General features: G+C 65.5%; 19 protein-coding genes. 14 read left to right on the top strand and 5 right to left on the bottom strand.

The features are described 5' to 3' along the window. Nucleotides 1–118: 118 nt before the first annotated feature. The 5 genes from VN461_03890 (at nt 119) to VN461_03870 (ending at nt 4,868) form a co-directional block, all read left to right on the top strand. Nucleotides 119–691 (top strand): hypothetical protein, encoded by a 573-nt coding sequence (locus tag VN461_03890; GenBank protein ID HXB53900.1) that lies wholly within the window; start codon nt 119–121, stop codon nt 689–691. Nucleotides 692–701: 10 nt separating this feature from the next. Continuing rightward, entirely contained in the window at nt 702–1,373 is a 672-nt protein-coding gene (locus tag VN461_03885; protein HXB53899.1) for a hypothetical protein, read from the top strand. After that, on the top strand, nt 1,370–2,014 hold the full coding sequence (locus VN461_03880) for a hypothetical protein (GenBank protein ID HXB53898.1): 645 nt from the start codon (nt 1,370–1,372) through the stop codon (nt 2,012–2,014). The genes VN461_03885 and VN461_03880 overlap by 4 nt, the downstream gene beginning before the upstream one ends. A gap of 244 nt (nt 2,015–2,258) precedes the next feature. After that, nucleotides 2,259–3,608 (top strand): DUF1800 domain-containing protein, encoded by a 1,350-nt coding sequence (locus VN461_03875; protein HXB53897.1) that lies wholly within the window; start codon nt 2,259–2,261, stop codon nt 3,606–3,608. Nucleotides 3,609–3,614: 6 nt separating this feature from the next. Then, on the top strand, nt 3,615–4,868 hold the full coding sequence (locus VN461_03870; GenBank protein ID HXB53896.1) for a DUF1501 domain-containing protein: 1,254 nt from the start codon (nt 3,615–3,617) through the stop codon (nt 4,866–4,868). 189 nt (nt 4,869–5,057) lie between these two features. On the opposite strand, the gene VN461_03865 is transcribed toward VN461_03870, so the two are convergent. Both VN461_03865 and VN461_03860 read right to left on the bottom strand, forming a co-directional pair. Further along, nucleotides 5,058–6,356 (bottom strand): CBS domain-containing protein, encoded by a 1,299-nt coding sequence (locus VN461_03865; GenBank protein ID HXB53895.1) that lies wholly within the window; start codon nt 6,354–6,356, stop codon nt 5,058–5,060. Between the two features lie 8 nt (nt 6,357–6,364). Further along, complete coding sequence (locus tag VN461_03860) at nt 6,365–7,684, bottom strand: divalent metal cation transporter (protein ID HXB53894.1); 1,320 nt, start codon at nt 7,682–7,684, stop codon at nt 6,365–6,367. Between the two features lie 431 nt (nt 7,685–8,115). Here VN461_03860 and VN461_03855 point away from each other — a divergent pair, with 431 nt between their 5' ends. Beyond that, nucleotides 8,116–8,292 carry a twin-arginine translocase TatA/TatE family subunit gene (locus VN461_03855; GenBank protein ID HXB53893.1) on the top strand — a complete coding sequence of 59 codons (177 nt, stop codon included), beginning with the start codon at nt 8,116–8,118 and terminating at the stop codon, nt 8,290–8,292. 74 nt (nt 8,293–8,366) lie between these two features. Here VN461_03855 and VN461_03850 read toward each other — a convergent pair whose 3' ends face one another. Both VN461_03850 and VN461_03845 read right to left on the bottom strand, forming a co-directional pair. Beyond that, nucleotides 8,367–8,939 (bottom strand): DedA family protein, encoded by a 573-nt coding sequence (locus tag VN461_03850; GenBank protein HXB53892.1) that lies wholly within the window; start codon nt 8,937–8,939, stop codon nt 8,367–8,369. Nucleotides 8,940–9,320: 381 nt separating this feature from the next. Next, on the bottom strand, nt 9,321–9,542 hold the full coding sequence (locus VN461_03845) for a hypothetical protein (GenBank protein ID HXB53891.1): 222 nt from the start codon (nt 9,540–9,542) through the stop codon (nt 9,321–9,323). An 835-nt stretch (nt 9,543–10,377) separates the two neighbouring features. Between VN461_03845 and VN461_03840 the strand changes: the two genes are divergently transcribed. From VN461_03840 to VN461_03810, 7 genes are all read left to right on the top strand, one after another. Then, on the top strand, nt 10,378–11,562 hold the full coding sequence (locus tag VN461_03840; GenBank protein HXB53890.1) for an outer membrane beta-barrel protein: 1,185 nt from the start codon (nt 10,378–10,380) through the stop codon (nt 11,560–11,562). Between the two features lie 137 nt (nt 11,563–11,699). Continuing rightward, on the top strand, nt 11,700–11,789 hold the full coding sequence (gene kdpF / locus VN461_03835; protein ID HXB53889.1) for a K(+)-transporting ATPase subunit F: 90 nt from the start codon (nt 11,700–11,702) through the stop codon (nt 11,787–11,789). 8 nt (nt 11,790–11,797) lie between these two features. Further along, on the top strand, nt 11,798–13,519 hold the full coding sequence (kdpA, locus tag VN461_03830; GenBank protein ID HXB53888.1) for a potassium-transporting ATPase subunit KdpA: 1,722 nt from the start codon (nt 11,798–11,800) through the stop codon (nt 13,517–13,519). After that, on the top strand, nt 13,519–15,567 hold the full coding sequence (gene kdpB / locus VN461_03825; GenBank protein ID HXB53887.1) for a potassium-transporting ATPase subunit KdpB: 2,049 nt from the start codon (nt 13,519–13,521) through the stop codon (nt 15,565–15,567). The genes kdpA and kdpB overlap by 1 nt, the downstream gene beginning before the upstream one ends. 9 nt (nt 15,568–15,576) lie before the next feature. Continuing rightward, nucleotides 15,577–16,182 carry a potassium-transporting ATPase subunit KdpC gene (kdpC, locus tag VN461_03820; protein ID HXB53886.1) on the top strand — a complete coding sequence of 202 codons (606 nt, stop codon included), beginning with the start codon at nt 15,577–15,579 and terminating at the stop codon, nt 16,180–16,182. A 91-nt stretch (nt 16,183–16,273) separates the two neighbouring features. After that, the gene (locus VN461_03815; protein HXB53885.1) at nt 16,274–19,021 is read left to right on the top strand and encodes a sensor histidine kinase KdpD; all 2,748 of its coding nucleotides are present in this window, start codon (nt 16,274–16,276) and stop codon (nt 19,019–19,021) included. Between the two features lie 255 nt (nt 19,022–19,276). Continuing rightward, on the top strand, nt 19,277–20,695 hold the full coding sequence (locus tag VN461_03810) for an APC family permease (protein HXB53884.1): 1,419 nt from the start codon (nt 19,277–19,279) through the stop codon (nt 20,693–20,695). A gap of 257 nt (nt 20,696–20,952) precedes the next feature. Here the strand turns inward: VN461_03810 and VN461_03805 are convergent, their stop codons facing one another. After that, the gene (locus tag VN461_03805; GenBank protein ID HXB53883.1) at nt 20,953–21,192 is read right to left on the bottom strand and encodes a hypothetical protein; all 240 of its coding nucleotides are present in this window, start codon (nt 21,190–21,192) and stop codon (nt 20,953–20,955) included. A gap of 778 nt (nt 21,193–21,970) precedes the next feature. On the opposite strand from VN461_03805, the gene VN461_03800 reads away from it, so the two are divergent. Then, nucleotides 21,971–23,029: a hypothetical protein gene (locus VN461_03800; GenBank protein ID HXB53882.1), complete on the top strand. Its 1,059-nt coding sequence runs from the start codon at nt 21,971–21,973 to the stop codon at nt 23,027–23,029. The last annotated feature ends 187 nt before the right edge of the window (nt 23,030–23,216 follow it).

Here is a 23,216-nt window from a genome sequence, read left to right as displayed (position 1 = left end):
CGGCAGCCCTCCCGTCCTTGTTGCCTCAGCCCCTCGCGGACCAGGGGCGTGCCCCCGACGCGGTCCGGGGTCAGAAAGAGCGCAGCGGAGGACCCGATGAATAGGAAAGAATAAGGGTATGAAGCACCTACCGACCGTTCTCGCCGCCGCCCTGGCTTTCGTCCCGGGTTGGCGGACGGAGAGCACCGAACGGGCCCAGGATGGGGCCCCGACCGCGCCCCCACGGACCTTGGCGACGGGGACGTTCTCCGGACAGTACAAGCTGACGTTGACGGCAAGCCCAAGCTGCACGATGACGGTGCCCAGCGTCACGGTTCTCGTCGACCTCAGCGAAAGCCCAGTCCGCCAGCCGGCCTCGATAGCGGACCCCATCGCTCAAGGCTCGGAGGTCTTCGGGCAAGGCACCGCCGGGGACTCCACAGTCGGACGTTTCGTTCTCCTGCGGCAGGGGGATCAGCTCCACGGCGGCTTTGGGACAAAGGACTTCGGCATCCGGACCCTGGAGGGACTCCGGGTGTGGGTGCGGTTGGCGGGGACCGCCAATGCTACGGCCACGACCTTGGGCCGACCGCAGGCGCAGGGGACGGCGATTGGCGACATCGAGATGAGCCGGCCCCGCGATGACGCTCCGGACACGCTGGGAGCCTGCCTCGGGGGCCGCGACCACACATGGTCGCTGCAGCCGCAATGAGGTGCCGATCGTGAGCGCACGCTTGACGTCCCTCCTCATCCTGGCCGCCGTGGGCTCGACCGCCCCGAGCGGAGAGCTACGGGTCAGGGTGAGTCCCGCCGTGGGTCCTTGTGTCGAGGCTGTGAAACCCCTTTACGAGGCGACCTTCAAGAGGAAGCTGACCGTGGAGGTGGCCCGGCTGGAATCAGCAGCCTCTGCGACGGGGGCCGACGCGGTGGTGGGAGCGGAGGGGGAACTCACCCGTCTCATCGAAGGGGGCGCCTCCCATCCCGACCTCGACGTGGATGTCGCGACGATCCCGTGGGTCCTCGTGGGCCCGAGCCTGGACGCCACCCCGGACGTCCGCGCCCTCGACCAGCCGTCGGTGCGGGTCCGCGTGCTGGGAGGTACGCTGGGCCTCGAGGCCCGGCGCATGCTTGAGCGCCTGCCGCCGGAAAATGTCCGCAGCCTCGCGACCCTCAACGGCCCGGTGCAACTGACCGAGAGCGAGCTGGCGGTGGTTCCCTTGAGCCTCGCCGGCAAGGGGCGCGTCTCGCCTTTGTCTCTGCCCCCGCTCCTGGTGCGCGCGGTGGGGGTGCGCGCGAGCGCCAACCGCGAGGGGGCTCGCCAGTTCCTCGCCTTTTTGACGCGCGGCCCGGGCAATGCCGCCTTCCGCGCCTGCGGGCGCGAGCCCGCTCCGTGAGCCTCCGCCGCCCGCTCCTGCGCCTGGTCCCCCTGGTCGCCCTCTCCGCCTGTGGCGGCGGCGGCTCCACACCGAGTCCCCAGCCCACTCCCACTCCCACCCCGCCCCCCAACTACTGCACGTCGCCGCCCTCCGCATACGGGCAAAAGGTGGTCGACTGGTGGCTCCCCGCCTGCACCCTGGCCCAGAACATCTACAACAACCCGGAGGAGGTCCTGGGCCCGCCCAACGCATCGGGCTTTGGGCCGGACCACTACGCGGGCTTCATGAGCGTGGGGTTCGGTGGTTACGTCACCGTAGACATGGGCGGCTGCATCGAGGATGGGCCCGGCTACGACATCCGCGTCTTCCAGATCGTCGGCAACGAGCCCGTGTCCGTCTACGCCTCCGAGTCGCCGGATGGACCTTTTGTATTCCTCGACCGCAAGAACTGCCCCAACACCCCAGAAGGCCGCATCAGCCGGCTTCTGGGTTACTGCGACTTCGATCTCGCCAGCGGCGGCCTTAAGCGGGCGCGGTACATCAAGATCGAGGACGGAGAGCTCTATCCCTGCCCGGGCGATACGGTCACCGAAGGCGCCGACATCGATGCCGTCCAGGCTCTCTCCGTGCCCACGGCCTCCCTTCCCCTGGCGCCCTAAGCAGGCTCCGCGGGGCCGAGGGCCAGAAGCAGCAGGACGGTCAGGGCGGCGGCGGCCCGTGCCCTCACCGATCACCTCCAACTCGACTCACTTAAAGGAGGGACGGGCAATGGCGGGGACCCCGTAGCCGGGGGGCGGAGTCCCTCGCTTGAAAGGAACGCGCGCTCCCGCCCGGGGTGGGGATCCCCGAAGGCCACGTGCGTTGCTCGGCCGCCCGGTTTACACTGGTAGTGGGAGGGCTCGCGTGGAACCACGCATACGGATGGCCCACCTGCTACGTCGGGCAGGATTCGGGCCCGCCCCGGGCGAAGTCGAGGCCCGGCTCAACGAAGGCTTCGAGCAGACGGTTCACCTGCTCCTCGAACCGGGGGGAGTCTCGGACGGCCTGGGCGAGATCGACCGCCAGATCGGCGGCCTCCTGGACTTCAACAACATTGAAGACGTCCGGACCTGGTGGATCTACCGCATGATCCACAGCCAGTGCCCGCTCATCGAAAAGATGACGTTCCTCTGGCACGGCCACTTTGCGACCGCGATCAGCAAGGTCGGCAACCCCTATCTGATGTACCTGCAGAACCAGCTCTTCCGCGAGCGGGGCCTCGGTTCCTTCGGGGATCTTCTGCAGCGGGTGGCTCGCGATCCGGCCATGCTCGTCTGGCTGGACGGCTCCGCCAACCGCAAGGCCCACCCCAACGAGAACTTCGCGCGGGAGGTGATGGAGCTCTTCACCATCGGTCGCGGCCAGTACAAGGAGGCGGACGTCCAGGAGGCGGCGCGGGCCTTCTCCGGATGGAACCTGCGCGACGACAGCTTCTTCTTTAATGCGAGCGAGCACGACGTCGGACCCAAGACCTTTCTCGGGCACGAGGGTAACCTCGACGGCTCGGATGTCCTGAACATCCTGGCCGAGCACCCCGCCACCGCCGAGCGCGTCACGAGTAAGCTCTTCTCCTTCTTCGTCTATGAGAACCCGGAGCCGCCGACCCTGGCCCCGTTCGTCCAGGCCTGGCGCTCTACCCGCGGGAACATCCGCGAGGTGCTCCGCGCCATGTTCCTCTCCCCCGTCTTCTCCTCCGAGCGGGCATTCCGGGCCCAGGTCAAGAGTCCGGCCGAGTTCGTGATCGGCGCCATCCGCAGCCTGGGTGGCACCATCACCCCCCGCCAAGTCGTCTCCCTCATGGCTCGCATGGGCCAGGACCTGTTCAACCCCCCGAGCGTCAAGGGCTGGGACGGGGGTAAGGCCTGGATCTCCACCTCGACCCTCTTCGAGCGCCTCAACTTCGCGGCTTCGATCACGACCGCGCGCGGCCCCAAGGGGACCAGCCACATCGAACCGGAGAGGGTCTTCGAGGGAGTCACCCCCACTACCCCCCGGCAGATCGTGGACCTGGCCGTGGGGCATCTCCTCGACGGGGTGCTCTCGGAACCCACCCGCCAGGCCCTGGTGGCCTACGTCGAGACACCGGACCCCCAGCGGATGAAGGAGCTGGGCGGCAAATCCCCGTCGATCACCTCCGACACCCGAACCATGGACGAGAAACTGCGGGGCCTCATCCACCTGATACTCTCCACCCCCGATTTCCAGTTGAGCTAGGGAGCCATGGGCATCACACGCCGTCGCTTTTTGGGGAGCAGCGGGGCGACCCTCGTGGCCCTCGGCGGCTCGGGCCTCCTCCCCCGGATGGCCGCCGCCCTGGGAGCGGAGGACACAGGAGGCCCGGCTTCTGGCCGCTCCCTGGTCGTGATCCAGCTTGCGGGCGGCAATGATGGCCTCAACACCGTGGTCCCCTACGCCGATCCGCACTACCCCAAGCTCCGGCCCACCGTCGCCCTCTCGGAAAGCGAGCTCCTGAAGCTGGACGAGCGCCTTGGCCTCCACGCAGCCCTCGCTCCCTTCCGCGAGCGCTTTGCCCAGGGCACCCTGGCGGTGGTGGGGGGCGTCGGCTATCCCAACCCCGACCGCTCGCACTTCCTCTCCACCGCGGTCTGGCAGACGGCGCGGCTGGATCCCTACCGGGAGCCCACGGGCTGGCTCGGCCGGGCTATCGATTTCCAGCCCGACCCACGCCATCCCCGCGAACCCGCGGCCCTGGAGGCCCTCGGCATCGGGGGCGGTGGCCTCACCCCCGCCCTCTACGCCCCGCGCACCCCCGTTCCCTCGCTTCTCTCCCTCGATGCTTTCTCCGTGCAGCCCGACCGGCGATATCCGGCCGACGCGGGGGCGCTCCGCACCGCGCTCGGCGCCATGTACGGGGAGAACGGTGAGCCCGCGGGCGCCGGCTTCGTCCGCCAAGTCGGCCGCAGCGCCCTGCGCTCCTCCGACGAGCTGCGGGCGGCGGTGGCCGGTTACTCCTCGATGGTGACCTATCCCAAGAGCGGGCTCAGCGACCAGCTCCGGCTCATCGCCCAGCTCCTCACCGCGAAAGTGGGCACGCGCATCTTCCACGTGACCCTGGGGGGCTTTGACACCCACGCCAACCAGAAGCCCCAGCAGCGCAACCTACTGGCCCAGCTGGCAGAGGGTGTTTCCGCCTTCCTCGAGGACTTGAAGGCGCATGGCCTTGACGAGCGGGTCGCCGTCCTCACCTACTCTGAGTTCGGCCGGCGGGTGCAGGAGAACGCGAGCGCGGGCACCGACCATGGGGCGGCCAGCAGCCTCTTCGTGGTGGGCGCCAAGGTGGCGGGCGGCCTCTACGGGCCGGCGCCCGATCTGTCCAAGCTCGAGGGCGGTGACGTTCCCTTCGCGGTCGACTTCCGCTCCGTCTACGCGTCCGTGCTGCGCGACTGGTTCAAGATTCCCGCGGAGAGGATCCTCGGCCCGAACTTCGCCGGCCTGCAGCTCTTCCGGGCCTGAAGCGGCGCCCCCGCAGGGCTCTCCACCCCCGTTCGCGGGCAGGGCCCGGCCCCCTAGCCCAGGATCCTGAGGAAGCGAATGACGAGCAGGGTCAGCAGCACGGCCAGATACACGCGGAGCGAGTAGAGCGCGATACGGGCCGTCCGGGTCGTCTTCACGCGAGGCACTCAGGCACCCTAGTCCTTGACCTTAATCCTTAGCCGGAACGGAGGCCCCCTTCATGATGTCGTTGTAGCGGACGACGCCTAGGATGCGGTCGTGGGCATCAACGACCGGAATCATCTGGTAGGTGTACTTGGCGAACATCTCCGCCAACTCGTCCTGGACGTTTTCCGCCTCCGCAGTTACCACGGGCGTGGACATGATCTCGCCCAGGGTCTGCTCGTCCCGCGCCAGCACCAGCTCCCGGAGGTCGACCACCCCCAGGAGCGGCTCCCCGTCGTTGCCCACCACGTAGACGTAGGAGACGGCATTGCGGGCGCGGCCCGACCGCCGGATCTCCGCGAGCACCGACCCCACCTTGGCTCCGGCGGGAAAGGCCACGTAGTCGGAGTCCATGAGCTCCTGGGCCCTGACCTCCTCCTCGGAGAGGATGCCCTTCAGCCGTCGCACGATGTCCGGGGGCAGCACGGCCAGCAGTTCCTCGGCATCGTCATGGGGAAGGGCGGAGAGCAGCTTGGCCAGCTGGGGCACCGTCATCTCCCCCAGGATCGCCCGGGCCCGCTCTTTCCTGAGCCGGGCCACCAGCTGCCGCTGGGCCCGGGGCTCGGCCTCGGCCAGGGTCTCCGCGGCTTTCTCCGAGTCCAGGGCGGAGAACAACGCCTCCTGCTCTTGCCCGGAGAGCTGCTCCAAAGCGTCGGCCAAGTCTTCACAGGGCAGCTCCTTGAGCTGCCGACGCGTGACGGAGAGCTCGAGCTTGTCCGTGGTCACGGCGTCCTCCACGGAGAGGGGCTGCACGTACTTCCAGGAGATAAACTCGCCCTTGATCCAGTCGAGCTTGCCCAGCCCCCAGCTCCGGAGGAACCCATTGAAGGAGGTGTCAACGTGGATCAGGAGGAGGCGGCCCCGGGCCTCCAGGAGCTGCATATCGTTCACGACCTCGATGCGCCGCCCGTCCATGTCGAGGATAGTGCGACCCATGAGGTGCTTCCCGAGCATGATCCAGCCGGCCTGGTCCACAAAGGGCGGATAGGGGCCACCGGGGGGCGGAGGCTCTACAAAGATCGCGTCGTCCTCGATGCGCGAAACCCGCTCCCAAGGGACAAACTGGGTGGGCACGGCCCACCCGAACTCAAGGTAGATCCCGGCCGCCTCCGGGTAGGGATCCTTCAGGGCAAAGACGAGATCGCTGAGGCGGCCGATGCGGTCGCCGAGCTTCCCCGCACAGACCGGCCGCTTGATGAGCTCGGAGAAGAAGAAGAACCGGACCCCTCCCCCCGTCGGGGGCAGGTCGGAACCTCTTGGTACCTCGCGGGGGGTAGCGGCCACGGGGCCTCCTAGGAAGACATCCCGAACCACTTCGGGAACAGCGTGCTCACGGCAAAGAGCGTCGACATGAAGGTGACGAAGACCACTATCGACCAGTTGGCGATGTTCTCCCAGCGGGTGTTGACGTGTTTGCCCATGAAGGAGGGATCGTTCAGGATCAGGATCAGGAACACGAGGGCCGAAGGCAGAAGCGTCACCGCCACGACCTGCACGAACATCGTGATCGTGATGAGGGGGGCGCCCGGGATCAGCACCACCGCCCCCGAGGTGAGGAGCATCAGCAGGTAGATGGCGTAGAACCAGGGGGCATCCTTCACCCCCTTGTTCAAGGAGTGCGCCCAACCAAAGACCTCGCCCACCGCCCAGGAGGTGGAGAGCGAGATGCAGAGGGCGCCCAGAAACCCCGCGTCGAAGAGGCCGATGGCAAACAGCCTCCGGGCCAGCTCGCCCTCCCCCGTGGGCAGGAGGGGCACCAGGGCCTTCGCCGTTTGCTCCGCGTCCTCGATCACGACCGGCGGGTGGTGGTAGTAGAAGGCGGCCCCCGTGGCCACGATGATGAAGGCCGCCACGACGCAGGTCACCAGCGAACCGACAAACGTGTCCACCTTCCCGTACTTCACGTCGTGGACGTCGAGGCCCTTGTCAACTACCGCGCTCTGCTGGAAGAAGATCTGCCAGGGGGTGATCGTCGTCCCGATGTTGGCGAGGATGATGAAGAGCATCTCCCCGCTCAACCCGCCCAGCAAGTGGGGCGCGAAAAGGCCCTCGAAGACCTTCCCCCACCCGGGGGCGGTGGGGGTGGCCATGGCCCAGAAGGCGGCCGGGATATAGACGAGGTTGAAAAGGCAGAAGAAGAGCGTGAGCCGCTCAAAGGTCCAATACTGCCCCGTAATCACGACCAGAAAGAGCACGAGCGTGACCCCGAGGAAGGTCACCCAGGGGGGGACGCCGAACAGGCGCATGGCCGCGGTCATGCCGATGTACTCGGTGACCAGGGTCAGCCAGTTGACTATGGCCAGGTCCGCCAGCGAGAACCAGCCCCACGTCGGCCCGAAGCCCTCGAAGATGGCCTCGGCATGGCCCCGCTTGGTCACCGCACCCAGCCGCACCGTCATCTCCTGGACGTAGTAGGCCATGGGCACGAGCAGGAAGAACACCCAGAGCAGGCTGAAGCCGTACTTCGATCCCGTCACGGCGTAGGTCGAGATTCCACCCGCGTCGTTGTCGGCGACCATGGTGATGATCCCGGGGCCGAGGACGGCGAGGAAGACAAAAAGACGCCGCTGAAAGCGGTTCAGGCGATGGAAGGTCTTGCTGATCCAGTACACGGACGTTTCTCGGCCCCTCGGTGTCGGTTCGGTGGCAGTGCTGACGACCGCGTGCGCACTCTATCTAGCGGGTCGCTCTCGAGGCAGCGCAACCACCCCTGTTGCCATTGCCTCATCAGCCGTGCTCCGGGCCCGTCAGCAACCCCCACCGGCTCTCCGCTGAGCCCGCCGGGTCGATGCAAAACGGTCGTCAACCCCGTCGCCACCTTAAGGTTACACGAAAACGGCTTCAGACCCAGCGCGCGGTCGGACGGATTCTTTGGCGGCTCCACGGGAGCCACGGCTTGAGGGGGAGGGTAACGTCCGCGGGGCGATTTCGAGGCTGGGTTCCCTATCTAAGGGGGCCTTGGGGGCGCGGATTTGTATCTTTCCCGTTCCCCTGACCGACTACGCGGCGTGGTAGGCTATCTGTGCCTAACTGGAGAACTGCGATGTTTGGCACCCTTGGCGCACCCGAAGTCTTGCTCATCCTTATCGTGTTCGTGCTCATCTTCGGCACGAGTCGTCTTCCCCAGCTCGGAAAGGGCATTGGCGAAGGCATTCGGAACTTCAAGAAAGCCATGAAGGACGAACCCGAGCAGGGAAAGAACGGAAAGAAGGAGACGTAGACCTTCTCCCGGCCTGAAGACTATCTACTCGTCTCCGCTGGACCCCTGCTTCCGGCAGGGCGGGTCCCGATCGATCAAGCCGATCCCCGCCTCCGGTACCAGATGTACGCAAAGATCAGGATGAGGGCGACAGCGGCGGTCAGCGCCAAGTGAAGCTGACCGAGCCCCACGTGCGACCATCTCTGGCCGAGTGCGTAACCCAAGCCGATGAAGGTCCCTGACCAGAGGAGTCCGCCGCTGTAGGCGAATAGAGCAAAGACGGGCAGTTCCAGCTTCGACGCCCCCGCGACATACGCCGTGAGGTGTCTCACGCCCGGCACGTAGTAGCCGAAGGTGAGAGCCCACCGGCCCATCTGCTGAAACCAACGGTGAACCCGCTTCATCCGCTCGTCGGTGACGCGAACGTACCGGCCGTATTTTCTGATGACGTACAACCCGAAGGTACGTCCGACCGCGTAGCTGAGGGTGATCCCGCAGAGGCTGCCCAGAAAGGCGGAGGCCAGGCTCGGGATGGGCCGGAGCTGCCCTTTATAGATGAGGTAGCCCACAAACAGGAGGAGCGTCTCGTCTGGTATGGGCAGGCCAATGATCCCGAGCACGAGGAGAGAGAAGATCGCGACATAGCCGTACTGAGCGACCCACTGCATTGCCGTATCCATCAACGGCTCACAGGGCCGGTTCTGAGACGCCGACCCTCCTCGCCGCGCGGGCAACCCGGGTCCGCAACTCTCTCCCCTCCCCTAGCCTCCGGGTATTCAGCTCCCTCGAGTCGTGTGGGCACGAACCTGAGCGAAAACCGCGACCCAACCGCGAGCGGTGGGATCAGGTTAGTAAACCCCGAGGGCGTCAGCCTCCCTCCGAGGTCGGATTCGTCGGTCTTGGGTTCTCTTCTCCCAGTCGACCCGGGCAGTGACGTCGCCCTCACGCCAGCAGATCCCATGGGCTCACGGTTCGCGCCCCGTGTGGTGAAGGCCATCAACACAAATCACTATCATATGACTCCGGACCTGCGTCAATCCTCGGTAGGGTCAGTTTGACGACCGAGCAAGAACCCAGCGTCGAAACGCTACGATAGACCAGATGGCCTCGATGATGCCGAAGGGCCAACTGCCTTGCAGGAAGCCGTAGGCTGAGGCAAGGGCACAGGATGCGGAGAAGGCAAGAATGAACCAGTTGCTGCGCTTCTCCAACGCATAGGTCACCAGCATTGCCGAGACGCCAATGAGCCCGAAGGCAGTCAGGGGGTCCATGGGGCCGCTAGTCTAGCAGTGCCCCGAGAACACCGCCCCCATTCGAGCTGACCCATTACCCAATTTTCGCGACACTGCCCCATCCCAAACCGGGAGCGGGCCGCAGAGCGCACCGCCCAACAACCGGCGGGCGTGCTACCCGTTCCGGGATTGCCGCGGGCGCCCGCGCCAGGCTGTTTTTACCAGATCCTTATGACCGGGAGGCCAGTGTTTACACCTTCCTTACACCGGAGGGGGTAGCGTCTATTGCTGTGCGGACTTGGGCCGGTCACGGGCCATGCTCCGGAAACCTGGAGGCTTTGCCGAGGCCGTTCAAGAACGGCTTTTTGTCATGGAGGCCATTTACATGAGGCGAGATGGTGAGAGGACGCGGGCTCGAAAGGAACGGTGGTGTAACGCCACCGTCGCCACGTGCCGGTTCTCTCTTGTCGGTGTGCCGCCTGCCCTCCTCGCCGCGCTTGTCGTGCTCATGGGCGCTTCCAGCCTCGGAGCGGAGGAACCCAACGTCTCTAGGAAGTCCGAGACCTCCCCTCGGGTCCCGCTCCCAGAAGGGACCGATCAGATCCTTCTCCTGAAAGAGCGGATCGAACGGCTTGAGGGCGAGCTGAAACGCGCCCGGGTCGAGGGCAGGGCGTCGCTCGCCGAGGCAGCGCCGTCAGGGGGCGCGCCGGCAACCGACGCGGCTCAGCCTTCGGCCGCGTCCGCGTCACCGACTCCGGCCGCCGAGCCATCGCCTGCCGCCGAGCTCGAACAGAAAACCCCGGAGAAGACGCCGGAGCCATTTGCGTTTGCGGACTTCTCATGGGTGCCCGGGAACTATGGGGCCGCCGAGAGGGTGCTCTCAAGCACCGCCTTCACCGGAGAGTTCAGGGTCGACACCGCCTACCACTACAGCTTCAACCGCCCGCAGGACGACACGATCTCCGGCTCGAGCGAGGTATTCCGGCACAACGAGTTCCAGCTCACCCAGCTGGGCATCGGTGGCGACTTCAATTACAAGAACGTGCAGGGCCGGCTGATGACCCAATTCGGGATGTACTCCTTCACCACGCCCCGCAACGACGCGAGCCCGGCGCGCGGGCAATGGACCCTGGATGGTGCCTACCGCTACATCTCCGAGGCGTACGGTGGCTATCACATCAACAAGTGGAACGGCATCAACGTCCAGGCCGGCATCTTCATGTCGTACGTGGGCCTTTGGAGCTACTACAACTTCGACAACTGGACCTACCAGCCTTCCTACGTCTCATCGAACACGCCGTGGTTTTTCAACGGCATGCGCGTCCAGATCTTCCCGAACGACAAGCTGAAGATCGAGCCCTGGTTCATCAACGGTTGGCAGTCGTACGGTAAGTTCAACAACACACCCGGGCTCGGGCTTCAGGTTCTCTGGCGCCCGAACGGCTGGCTCTCGCTCCTCGGCAACCAGTACTTCGGCGCCGACACGCTCGCCACCCCGGACCGCAAACGCGTCCACACCGATGACAGCGTCATGGTCAAGTACTACGACAAGGGAGGGCTCAAGGCCGCGGCTTCCCTCACCCTCGACGCGGGATGCGAGTACGGCGGTGGCGTGAGTTGCTCGGGCGGCACCGCCCTGAGCCCGTCGCAGTACTTCCTCGGCTTCATGGCCTACAACCGGCTGTGGCTCGATCACGGCCGCTACGGCTTCACGATCGGCGGTGGGGCCATCACCAACCCGGGGCGGTACCTGGTGCTGGTGCCGCCCATCAACGGTGCGACGGCCTTCTCGGGAACGCCGTACTTCACCGCCAACCCGGGCGACGTGTTCAAGGCCTGGGACATGCAAGTGACGCTAGACTACATGCCGAATCAGTTCGTGACTTTTCGGCTGGAGGGCAATCACCGGGCGGCAAACGTCCCCTACTTTTCGGGGTCGGGAGGGGTGACGCCGCCAGGAGGCAACGTAGGGCCCGCTGGTTCAGCGGTTCCGGGCTTTTCTCCGGATCTTCGTAAGTCCGAGAACCGACTCACGTTCGCTTTCCTCGTAAAGCTCTGATTCCGCGCCCTGCAGTACCCAAGGGGTCTCGGACGAGGTTCTAATGCTCGATCTCGTGTTTGTTCTGACCACTCTGGCCTTCTTCGCCCTGTCCTGGCTGTACGTCCAGGGCTGCGACCGACTCTGAGGAGGCGCCCTTGAGCTTTGAGCTTTTCCTGGGCCTCGTCATTTCCTTGCTGGTGCTCGTTTACCTCGTTTACGCCCTCTTGCGCCCGGAGCGCTTCTGAGTGATGCGATGACCGCGAATGGATGGCTGCAGATCTTGCTCTTCTTCCTCGTGATCCTGGCCCTCACCAGGCCCATGGGGAATTTCATGTTTCGAGTCCTGGAGGGCGACGGACACTGGCTCAGGCGCGTCCTCGGGCCCCTGGAGAGAGTGGTCTATCGGCTGTGCGGGATCGATCCGCGACGAGAGCAGGGCTGGCGGGAATACACCCTCGGCGTGCTTGCCTTCAGTGTCTTTGGGCTGCTGGTCACCTATGCGCTGCAAAGGCTGCAGCACCTGCTCCCCTTGAACCCGCAGAAGTTTCCCGCTGTCGAGCCGGGCCTCGCCTTCAACACGGCCGCCAGTTTCACCACCAACACCAACTGGCAGAACTACACGGGCGAGGCCACCATGAGCTACCTCACCCAGATGGCCGGCCTCGCCTGGCACAACTTCACCTCCGCAGCGGTCGGGATCGCGGTCGCCCTCGCCCTGGCCCGCGGGATCACTAGACGATCGGACGGGAAGGCGCCGGGGACGATCGGAAACGTCTGGGCGGACGTGGTCCGCTCGACCCTCTACATCCTGCTCCCTTTGAGCGTGGTTTTCGGTCTGATGCTCGCCTCCCAGGGCGTGATCCAGAACCTCGCCCCCTACCGAGAAATTGCGACCCTGGAGGGAGGCAAGCAGGTTCTCGCCATGGGCCCGGTGGCCTCGCAGGAGGCGATCAAGGAGCTGGGAACGAACGGGGGCGGCTTCTTCAACGCCAACAGCGCCCACCCCTTCGAGAACCCCTCCCCGCTCACCAACTTCCTGGAGATGGTCCTGATCTTCATGATCCCGGCCGGCCTCACCTACACCTTCGGCCGAATGGCCAACGACCGCCGACAGGGCTGGGCTCTCTTTGCCGCCATGGCGCTTTTGTTCTTCGTGGGGGTAACCGTTGCGTATTGGGCGGAGTCCAAAGGCAACCCGGCGCTGAGAGGGTTCGCCGTGAACCAGGCCGCGGGCAACATGGAAGGGAAAGAGGTCCGCTTCGGGGCCACGAACTCGGCCCTGTTCGCGACCGTCACCACCGACGCTTCGTGCGGGGCGGTCAACGCCATGCACGACAGCTTCACACCCTTGGGGGGTCTCGTCCCCCTCTTCAACATCCAGCTCGGAGAAGTCGTTTTCGGCGGGGTGGGGGCGGGGCTCTACGGGATCCTGGTCATGGCCATCCTCTCCGTTTTCATCGCGGGTCTGATGGTAGGGCGGACGCCCGAGTACCTGGGCAAGAAGATTGAAACTCGGGAAGTGAAGCTCGCCATGCTCTACGCGCTGGTATTCCCGCTCATCATTCTTAGTCTGAGCGGCTGGGCGGCCGTCGAGCCCTACGGGACCTCCACTCTCGGCAACACGGGGCCCCACGGACTCACCGAGATCCTCTACGCCTTCACAAGCGTGGCCGGAAACAACGGATCCGCCTTCGCGGGCCTGAACGGCAACACCCCCTTTTATAACGTCGCGCTGGGGCTGGGCATGCTGGCCGGCCGTTTCTGGATGATGATCCCCGCCCTCGGCATCGCGGGCGCGCTCGCGGGAAAGAAGGTCAGCCCTCCCGGGCCAGGCACCTTCCCCACCAACGGGGCCCTGTTCGTGGTGCTTTTGGTGGGGGTGGTGGTGATCGTGGGAGCTTTGACCTTTTTCCCGGCCCTCTGCCTGAGCCCAGTGGTCGAACACTTCCTGGCCTTGAACGGAAAGGTGTACTGATGGCTGCCTCGAACGTGCGCGCGGTATCGGCCTTCGAGCCCACCCTGCTGAAGCGGGCGATCATCGACAGCATGCTGAAACTCTCCCCCCGGCAGGTGGCCAAGAACCCCGTGATGTTCGTGGTGGAGGTGGGGAGCGTGCTCTCGACCCTCGTCTGGGTGCGCGACCTTGTCGCCCCGGCCGCAGGCGCCCCTCCCGCCTGGTTCACAGGAAACGTGGCCCTCTGGCTCTGGTTCACGGTCGTCTTCGCGAACTTCGCGGAGGCGGTCGCGGAAGGGCGGGGCAAGGCGCAGGCCGCCGCCCTCAAGGGCCTGCGCCGCGACACGATCGCCCGCCTTCTCCGGAACAATAAGGAGGAGCGCATCCCCGCCTCCAATCTGCGCAAGGACGACGTGGTGGTGGTGGAGGCGGGGGAACTCGTTCCCGGTGACGGCGACGTCATCGAAGGTGTGGCGTTCGTGGACGAGTCCGCGATCACGGGAGAGTCGGCTCCCGTCATCCGCGAGAGCGGCGGGGACCGCTCGGCCGTAACCGGTGGAACGCGCGTCATTTCGGATCGGATCGTGGTGCGTATCGCCGTGAACCCGGGGGAGTCCTTCCTCGACCGAATGGTGCAGCTGGTGGAGGGAGCGAAGCGTCAGAAGACTCCGAACGAGATAGCCCTGCACGTTCTGCTCGTGGGTTTGACCATCATCTTCCTGATCGCCTGCGTGACCCTCGTTCCCTTTGCCGTCTACTCGGGCGTCAGCATCTCTGTCCCCGTGGTGGTGGCCCTGCTCGTCTGCCTCATTCCCACCACGATCGGCGGGCTGCTCTCCGCCATCGGGATCGCAGGCATGGACCGTCTCGTCCGCAGCAACGTGATCCCGCTCAGCGGGCGGGCGGCGGAGGCGGCGGGCGACGTCGATACCATACTCTTGGACAAGACCGGCACTATCACCCTCGGTAACCGCATGGCGACCGAGTTCCTCCCCGTGGGGGGCTGCAGCCCGGGGGAGCTGGCGGAGGCGACCCAGCTCGCCAGCCTTGCCGACGAGACGCCGGAGGGCCGCTCCATCGTCGTGCTCGCCAAGGAGAAATACGGGCTTCGGGCGCGGGAGATCCATGAGCTGCAGGCCACCTTCATCCCGTTCTCCGCGATGACGCGGATGAGCGGAGTGGACTTGGACGGTCGCCAGATCCGCAAAGGGGCTCCGGACTCCATCTTGAGCCACGTGCGGTCCCTCGGCGGGAGCATCCCCGCAGAGACGGACGGCATGGTCCGGCGGATCGCCGAATCCGGGGGAACGCCCCTCCTCGTTTCTGAGGGTCTCCGCTTGCTGGGGGTCATCCACCTCAAGGACAAGGTGAAGGGAGGGCTACGCGAGCGGTTCGAGCGGTTCCGGGCCATGGGGATACGCACGGTGATGATCACCGGCGACAATCCCTTGACGGCGGCCGCCATCGCCGCCGAAGCAGGGGTCGACGATTTTCTGGCCGAGGCCACGCCCGTTCAGAAGCTGGAGTTGATCCGGGCCGAACAGGCCAAGGGCAAGCTGGTCGCGATGACGGGAGACGGGACAAACGACGCGCCCGCCCTCGCCCAAGCAGACGTCGCGGTGTCCATGAATACGGGCACCCAGGCGGCCAAGGAAGCCGGGAACATGATCGACCTCGACTCCAACCCCACGAAACTCCTGGAGATCGTGGAGGTGGGGAAGCAGCTGTTGATGACCCGCGGATGCTTGACCACCTTCTCCATCGCCAACGACGTAGCCAAGTATTTCGCCATCCTCCCCGCTCTGTTCGTGGGGGTGTTCCCGCAGATCGCTCCCCTAAACGTCATGCATTTGGACCCGCAGACCGCGATTCTGTCCGCGGTCATCTTCAACGCGATCATCATCGTGCTCCTGATACCGCTGGCCCTGAAAGGCGTACGGTACCGTCCTCTGGGAGCGGCCGCGGTCCTCAAGCGTTCGCTGCTCATCTACGGAGTGGGCGGTGTGATAGCGCCCTTCTTGGGCATTAAGCTCATCGATATCGTCCTCGAGTTCGTCCGTATGGTCTAGGAGGCCCTCATGCTCAAGACCCTCGACATTGCGTTCCGGTTGACCATCGTCACCCTGGCCCTTACGGGCCTGGCCTATCCACTGGCCATGACCGTTCTCGCCCAGACCCTCTTCCCGGGCCGCGCGAATGGGAGCCTGGTCACGGGGCCCGGGGGGCGGATCGTGGGTTCGGAGCTGATTGGACAGGCCTTCGCGGGCCCGGCCTACTTTCATCCGCGACCCTCTGCGGCCGGGGATGGATACGACGCCACCAACTCCGGTGCCTCCAACCTGGGTCCCACCTCGGCCAAGCTCCGCGACCGCGTCGGGGCAGAGGTGACCCGCCTGAGCAAGGAGAATCCTGGCGCCCACGACCCCGTGCCCGCGGACCTCGCAACCACGTCGGCCAGTGGCCTCGATCCGCACATCTCCCCCGAAGCCGCCTTCTGGCAGGTGCCACGTGTAGCCCAGGCCCGGGCCGTCGACGAGGAACGCGTGAAGTCCTTGGTCGCGGCCTACACCGAGAGCCGCGATCTCGGTTTCCTGGGCGAACGCCGGCTGAACGTGCTCTTGCTGAACCTCGCCCTCGACCAGGAGCTCGGACACCAGGTGCCGGGAGCGAAAGGCGCCCCCTGACCTGGGCCTAGACCCGGTTCGACAAAGAGGATAGGTTCCCCCCGACGGCTGCGAAATGGCCGCCCACGGCCAGAAGGCGCCCTAGGAAGGCTTGGTTCCGATCGTGTCCGTTGAGCGTCCCAACCCGGACGAGCTCCTGCGCAGCGTGGATGAGGAAGAGCGGCGCGCGCGGCGGGGGAAGCTGACGGTCTTTTTCGGGGCGGCCCCGGGGGTCGGCAAGACCTACGCCATGCTGGAGGCGGCCCAGGGCGAGCGCGGGGAGGGCCGGGACGTGGTGGTGGGGGTGGCGGAGCCCCACGGCCGGCAGGAGACGGCGGCTCTTCTCGAAGGCCTGGAGGTGTTGCCGCGGCGTAGGGTGCCCTACCGATCCATCATCATCGAAGAGTTCGACCTCGATGGGGCCCTCGCCCGACGTCCCGGCCTGCTCCTCGTCGACGAGCTCGCCCACACCAACGCCGAGGGCTCCCGGCACGTGAAGCGCTGGCAAGACGTCGAGGAGCTGCTACAGGCGGGCATCGACGTCTACACGACCCTGAACGTCCAGCACGTCGAGAGCCTCACGGACGTGGTGGCCCAGATCACCGGCGTGACCATCCGCGAGACGGTTCCGGATTCGATCCTGGAGACGGCGGAGGAGATTCGCCTCGTCGACCTCACGCCGGACGAGCTCCTCGAGCGGCTGCGCGAAGGCAAGGTCTACGTACCAGAGCAGGCGCACCGGGCCATCGAGAGCTTCTTCCGCAAAGGGAACCTGATCGCCCTGCGCGAGATCGCGCTGCGCCGCACCGCGGAGCGGGTCGATGCCGAGATGCGCCAGTACCGTCGCGCCAAGGGGATCGAGACCACCTGGGCGGCTTCGGAGCGGATCCTGGTGTGCGTGAGCTGGAGTCCGCACTCGGCGCGGGTGATCCGCGACGCCTGCCGCATGGCGCGCGGGTTGCATGCGCCCTGGCTCGCGGTCTACGTCGAGACCCCGGCTTCGATCCGGCTGTCCAAGGAGGACCGCACGTGCCTATCCCAAAACCTCAGCCTCGCCGCCCAGCTGGGGGCGGATGTGGAGACCCTCAGCGATGAGCGGGCCGCGGAGGCGATCGTGCGCCTGGCTCGGGAGCGCAACGCGACCAAGATCGTGGTGGGCAAGCCCCGAAACCGCGGATGGCGCGAGCGGTTGGTCGGGAGCTTTGTCGACGACCTGGTCCGCCACACCGGCGACATCGACATCTACGTGACCGCGGGGGGGGCGGAGACCGCGGAGTGGGTCCCGGATCGCCGGAGCGACCGAGAGCCTGGGCGAGCCGGCTATGCGGCCGCGGCCGCGCTCGTGGCCCTCGCCACCGGCCTCGGGTGGGTGGCCTTTGGCCCCGACTACCTCACCGACATCGTGATGGTCTATCTGCTGAGCGTCGTGATCGCCTCGCTCCGCTTGGGCTACGGCCCATCCCTTTTCTCCGCCGCCCTCAGCGTACTTGCCTTTGACTTCTTCTTCATCCCCCCCTACTTCTCGTTCAGCGTCAGCGACCTCCGGCACGTGGTCACCTTCGTGGTCATGCTCCTGGTGGCGGTCGTGATCAGCGATCTCACCCGCCGGGTCCGTAACCAGGCGCAGGCGGCGCGGGAGCGGGAACGGCACACCGCCGCTCTCTATGACATGAGCCGGGAGCTGGCCCGAAGCATGGAGAACCGGGGCCTGATCGAAGGGGCGGCGCGGCATATCGCCCGCCTCTTCGACAGCGCGGTGGCCATCTGGGCACCGGACGAGGCGGGCGGGCTGAAGGTCCTCTTTCGGACGGACGAGCGCTTGGATCTCGACACCAAGGAAAGGGGCGTCGCCCAATGGGTGTGGACCAACGGGCGCGAAGCAGGCCTCTCCACGAGCACGCTCCCGGGTGCATTGGGCCTCCACCTCCCCCTCGTGACCTCGCGAGGGAAGCTGGGAGTTCTCAGCATCGTTCCCAAGGACCGCAGCCGGTTGGAGGATTCGGGAGAGCGACGCTTGCTGGACGCTTTCGCGGCCCAGACCGCCGTGGCCCTGGAGCGCGTCCGCCTGGTCGAGGAAACACAGCGCGTGCGTTTGGAGTCCGAGCGCGAAAGGCTGCGAAGCGCGCTCTTGAGCTCGGTCTCCCATGACCTTCGCACCCCGCTCGCCGCCATCGAGGGGGCGGCCACGACTCTCCTGGACCGACAGGTCTCCTTCGACTCCAGCGTGCGGCACGACCTCCTGGAAACCATCCGCGAGGAGGCGGAGCGGCTCAACCGACGCGTTCGCAACCTGCTCGACATGACCCGCCTGCAGGCGGGGGCCATCACCCTGAACAAGGAATGGCAGCCGCTCGAGGAGGCGGTGGGGGCCGCCCTCACCCAGATGGAGGAGAGGCTGCGGGGGCGCCGGGTGCGGACGGACTTGCCGGAGAACCTGCCCCTTGTGCCCCTCGACACCGTGCTCGTCGAGCAGGTCCTCGTCAATCTGCTCGAGAACGCGCTCAAATACACGGCCGCCGAGGCCGAGATCGAGATCGGGGCTCGGGCGGGAAACGGGGAGATCCTGGTGGAGGTGGCCGATCAGGGGCCGGGCATCCCCCCCGGGGAGGAGGGGCGCATTTTTGAGCCCTTCCGCCGGGCGTCCAGCGAGAGACGGCCCGGCGTGGGCCTCGGGCTCGCCATCTGCCGGGCCATCATCCAGGCCCATGGTGGGCGTATCTGGGTTGAGAATCGTCCCCGCGGCGGGGCGTCATTCAAGTTCACGCTTCCCCTAGACGGAACCCCGCCCACCCTCGCTAAGGAACCTGTCGACGGCGAGGGAACTGGGGGGCGGCCAGCTCAGGGTGACCCTCCACCCTGACGAGCGGGACGAGCCGCACACCGCCGGTCGGGACAGGTCTCGCTTTACCAGCAGGCGCGTCTTGAACGCTCTCGTTGGGCCCGACCGGCCCACGGGCGACCCCTCGTCGAGCACGCGTCGAGCCCCGGCCCGTTTGGGCACCCGCATCGTATAGGATCGGGGCCGTCACGAGATGACCCCGGAATGGGGCCGGCGGCCCCGTAGATCCCGGCGTAAGCGGACCCTGTGTCGCACGACCCCTCTTTGGAGAACTCCATGACCCCGCCAGCGACGGATCCCGACGCCTTCGGGCCTTCCGCACGCGACGGCCGTCCGGCGCTACCCCGCCGATTTGGCCTGCTCCAAGCCACGGCCCTCAACATGACGAACATGATCGGAGTGGGGCCGTTTATCACGATCCCCCTCCTGATGGGCGCCCTCGGCGGGCCGCAGGCGATGTTGGGCTGGCTGGTCGCCCTCCTGATCGTGATTCCGGACGGCATGGTCTGGAGCGAGCTGGGAGCGGCCATGCCCGGGTCAGGCGGGACCTACGTCTACCTGCGGGAGGGGTACGGCCCCGAGACGTGGGGCCGGCTCGCCGCCTTCCTTTTCATTTGGCAGTTCATCCTGAGCGGCCCGTTGGAGATCGCCTCGGGATACATCGGGTTCTCGCAGTACCTTGGCTACCTGTGGCCGTCCCTGACGGACTTTGACTTCGCGCTCGTGGCGGCGGGAGTGGGGGTCCTGAACCTCGTGCTCCTTTACCGGCCTCTGGGATCCCTGGGCCCCCTCACCCTCGCTCTCTGGGGGGGGACGATCCTGACCACCCTGGCCGTGATCGTGAGCGGCGCCCGGCATTTCGACCCGCGGCTCGCCTTCGACTTCCCGCCCGGAGCATTCAACTTCTCGCTCGGCTTCCTGATCGGCCTGGGGGCGGCGTCGCGGGTCGGCATCTACGACTACCTTGGCTACTACGACATCTGCTACATCGGCGACGAAGTAAAGGATCCGGGGCGCGTGATCCCTCGCTCCATCCTGCTCAGCATCGTGGGGGTGGCCCTCATCTACCTCGCGATCAACCTCTCCGTGATCGGCGTCGTCCCCTGGCGGGAGTTCGTCCCCCCGGGGGACCACCCGCAGTCCAAGTTCGTGGTCTCGATTTTCATGGAGAAGATCTACGGCAAGACCGTCGCGTCATTCTTCACGGCCGCAATCCTCTGGACGGCGTTCGGCTCCGTCTTCGCCCTTCTCCTCGGCTACTCTCGCATCCCCTACGCCGCCGCCAACGACGGGTACTTCTTCCGGGCGTTTGGCCGTCTCCACCCGAAAAGACCCTTCCCTTACATCTCCCTGCTCGTGGTTGGCCTCATCGCGATCGCGTGCAGCTTCCTCTCCCTGGGCTTGGTGATCGACGCCCTCGTCACGACCCGGATCCTCATCCAGTTCATGGGCCAGATCGGGGCGGTTGCCCTTCTGAGAAGGCGCAAGCCGGGCATGTCCCGCCCCTATAAGATTTGGCTCTATCCCTTGCCGAGCCTTGTCGCCTTGGGCGGTTGGATCTTTGTCTTTGCCACCACGGAGCCGAGGGTGATCCTTTTCGGCCTCGGGACGCTCAGTGTCGGCCTCGTTTTCTTCGTCATCTGGTCCTGGCGGGTTCGGCGCTGGCCCTTCACCGGGGTTGAGAACCGAACCTAGGGATTGCGATCGATGACGCGTCCGTCGACGAGTCCCGCCGGGACGTTGACTCTGCCGGTGTGGTGACTCCAGGGGCCTCCTTCACGGTGAGTTTGCGCAATCGGTTTCTGAGCGCAACTCTTCCTGGGCAATGCTACGAATCTAAGCGAGTGTTTGGTGGCTCCTCACGGAAGGGAACGAGAAACAGGAAAAGGGGGGCTACTCTTGGCCGGGTAGCCCCCCTTTCGTGCTGAAGGACGTTCGAAGCGGGTCTACTTTTACTTCTTGTCTTCCTTCTTATCTTCCTTCTTGTCTTCTTTCTTGTCCGCCTTCTTTTCGGCCTTGTCCTTCTTCTTGTCCTTCTTTTCCTTCTTGTCTTCCTTCTTGTCCGCCTTCTTCTCGGCCTTGTCTTCCTTCTTGTCTTCCTTCTTCTCCTGTGCCTGAGCAGCGACCGGCAGCGTCATGGTGACGCCGAAGGCGAAGACAAACGCGACCAGCAAAGCGAGTTTCTTCAGCATGTCGTTATCTCCCCTCCAGGAGGAGTTGGGGGGGGTACACGAGCCCCCGTGCGCAGAGTGGCACATCCAATGCCAGCCTAAAGGAGAAAGCGTCGTTCCCCTTGCTATGACAGCATCGGTAAGGACTTAGGGGCGGAGCAGATGCCCCAGGAGCAGCAGCGGCGGCTTGGTGTTCGACGATAACGTGCAGTTGAGGTGCACCATCTGGTGCAGGTTGAATCCGCCCTGAGTCCAGGGACCGCTGAAGCCGGTACCGCCATTGGCGTAGATGGGGAAGCTTGGGCCGAAGCCTTCGTAGGCAGTCTGCTCGTCCGGGCGGGCTGGCTCATCACCGCGAACGCAGTCGTGACAATGAGCACCGAAAGACATCTGAGTTGCATGGAAGGTCTCCTCTTTATCTTAAGCGACTCTGTCCGCCTGGGGCGCATGCCCAACGCCGCCTGCGTCAGTTGGTGCAGAGGCCGGAGACAGGGGGGAGAAGTGTTTTTGGCGAGCGCTGTCGCTATCATCTGACCCGGGCCTTCGGGCATCTGATCTGTCCGCCTATCGCGTCGACACCGCAAGTAGAGACGATGACAATCAGAGGTCTGGGTTTCCACGTTGGAGATAGGGGTTAAGTCGCCAAGGATTGAATTCCTTCTCGCCTAACTGGTGGGGTGTGATGAAAGGTGGTAGCGCAAGACCCCGGTGTCGCAAGAAGAAGGCCGGAGCCTCGGGCGCTCTCGGGCTTGGCGGGTGCGAAGCGAGGCGACCCCGGTTCTCCTGGCCGGCGCTCGGCGTGTTCGTGGGGAGTGTTTGTGCTTTTCCGGCTTGGGCACACGCCCAGTCGCCAGAGCTCTCGATACGCGAGTTTTCATCCGGCCAGATCAAGAAAGGGGTCCGTTCGATCGGCTTCGGCGGGGACGGGGCTACCTGGGGTAACTATGCCCTCGTGTGGCGGGACGCGGACACAGCGCTCGTCGACTACGGAGATACCCATTACACGAACGGCAACGACTTCCATTTTGCGGCCGTCGGCCTGACCACGCCCTCCCTTTGGCATGGCCTGACGATCTACGTGATCGCAATGTTCCAGGACACCAACGATGTGCATTTCACGGCCAAGGCTCCGGGGCTGGGCCCCGGTTCGGTTCCACTGATCGGGAAGGGTTCCGATCATGCCGTCTTCTCGAAGATTGCCATGCCGTTGGGAAAAGGACTCTCCGTCGGCGTGCTGTTGTCTCACGAGACGTCCCAATTCGAAGCCAACCAGAGCCCTCAGCAGAAGGGTGTACGGTACGAAACGGAGTGGCGCCCATCCGGCGGGTTCGGTGTGGCTTGGCAACCCGAGAAGCGGGTGCTCCTCGGCTTTCGGGGTCTGTTGAACAGGGACCTTGAGCGCCGGACCGACTCTGCAGGTGTCAATGAGGGCATGGTCCACACCACGGAGTACCGGTTGGGCGTTTCCATCTCCCCATGGCAGGGGGCATTGGTCGATGTCGGCGCAACCCGTCTCCAACGCCAGAACGCTCTCGCTGGAACGCACACACTCGTCTATCACCCCAACCTGGGCTTCGAACAGGTGTTGCTGCAGGGGCGGCTCACGGCAAGGTGCGGTCTGGACGAGACCTCCCCTACGGTCGGCCTTTCAGGAAAGTTCGCCCCGTTCCGATTGGATTTCGCCTATGTGGGCAACATGGGCCGAAGCCGCGTGGGAGACTTGTTCGGGACCGACAGCAACAGCTTTCTTGTGACGTTGACTGTCGATTACGGTCAGGCCAAGGGCCGTCAATCTCGCGCCTCCTCCTTAGCCGATCCGCCCCAGCCCGAGATCGCGGCATTCCGCGGCCATCGCTGAGTTGCATTACAAGAGTGGCGGAGTGGGACCTCCGAGGGCGTCAAGGCCAAGCGCAGGCCTTGCCTGGGCGCTGCCGCGCCTGAGAGTTAAAGGAGGAGCATCGGACGCCCCCGGTGCAACCCACAACACTCCAGACCCTTGAATTCCCGAGTGTTGACCTCGAGTAAAGAAGGCAGTGTCGGCTGTA

It is taken from the genome of Vicinamibacteria bacterium, from assembly GCA_035570235.1.
Classification (GTDB): Bacteria; Acidobacteriota; Vicinamibacteria; order Fen-336; family Fen-336; genus DATMML01.
This window is presented reverse-complemented; position numbering and strand designations above follow the sequence as displayed.

Excerpts from the sequence above, each read along its gene's own strand:
- VN461_03890 (HXB53900.1), top strand. The coding sequence starts at position 119 with ATGAAGCACCTACCGACCGTTCTCGCCGCCGCCCTGGCTTTCGTCCCG.
- VN461_03870 (HXB53896.1), top strand. The coding sequence starts at position 3,615 with ATGGGCATCACACGCCGTCGCTTTTTGGGGAGCAGCGGGGCGACCCTC.
- VN461_03855 (HXB53893.1), top strand. The coding sequence starts at position 8,116 with ATGTTTGGCACCCTTGGCGCACCCGAAGTCTTGCTCATCCTTATCGTG.
- VN461_03850 (HXB53892.1), bottom strand. The coding sequence starts at position 8,939 with ATGCAGTGGGTCGCTCAGTACGGCTATGTCGCGATCTTCTCTCTCCTC.
- VN461_03845 (HXB53891.1), bottom strand. The coding sequence starts at position 9,542 with ATGGACCCCCTGACTGCCTTCGGGCTCATTGGCGTCTCGGCAATGCTG.
- kdpA (HXB53888.1), top strand. The coding sequence starts at position 11,798 with ATGACCGCGAATGGATGGCTGCAGATCTTGCTCTTCTTCCTCGTGATC.
- kdpB (HXB53887.1), top strand. The coding sequence starts at position 13,519 with ATGGCTGCCTCGAACGTGCGCGCGGTATCGGCCTTCGAGCCCACCCTG.
- kdpC (HXB53886.1), top strand. The coding sequence starts at position 15,577 with ATGCTCAAGACCCTCGACATTGCGTTCCGGTTGACCATCGTCACCCTG.
- VN461_03810 (HXB53884.1), top strand. The coding sequence starts at position 19,277 with ATGACCCCGCCAGCGACGGATCCCGACGCCTTCGGGCCTTCCGCACGC.
- VN461_03805 (HXB53883.1), bottom strand. The coding sequence starts at position 21,192 with ATGCTGAAGAAACTCGCTTTGCTGGTCGCGTTTGTCTTCGCCTTCGGC.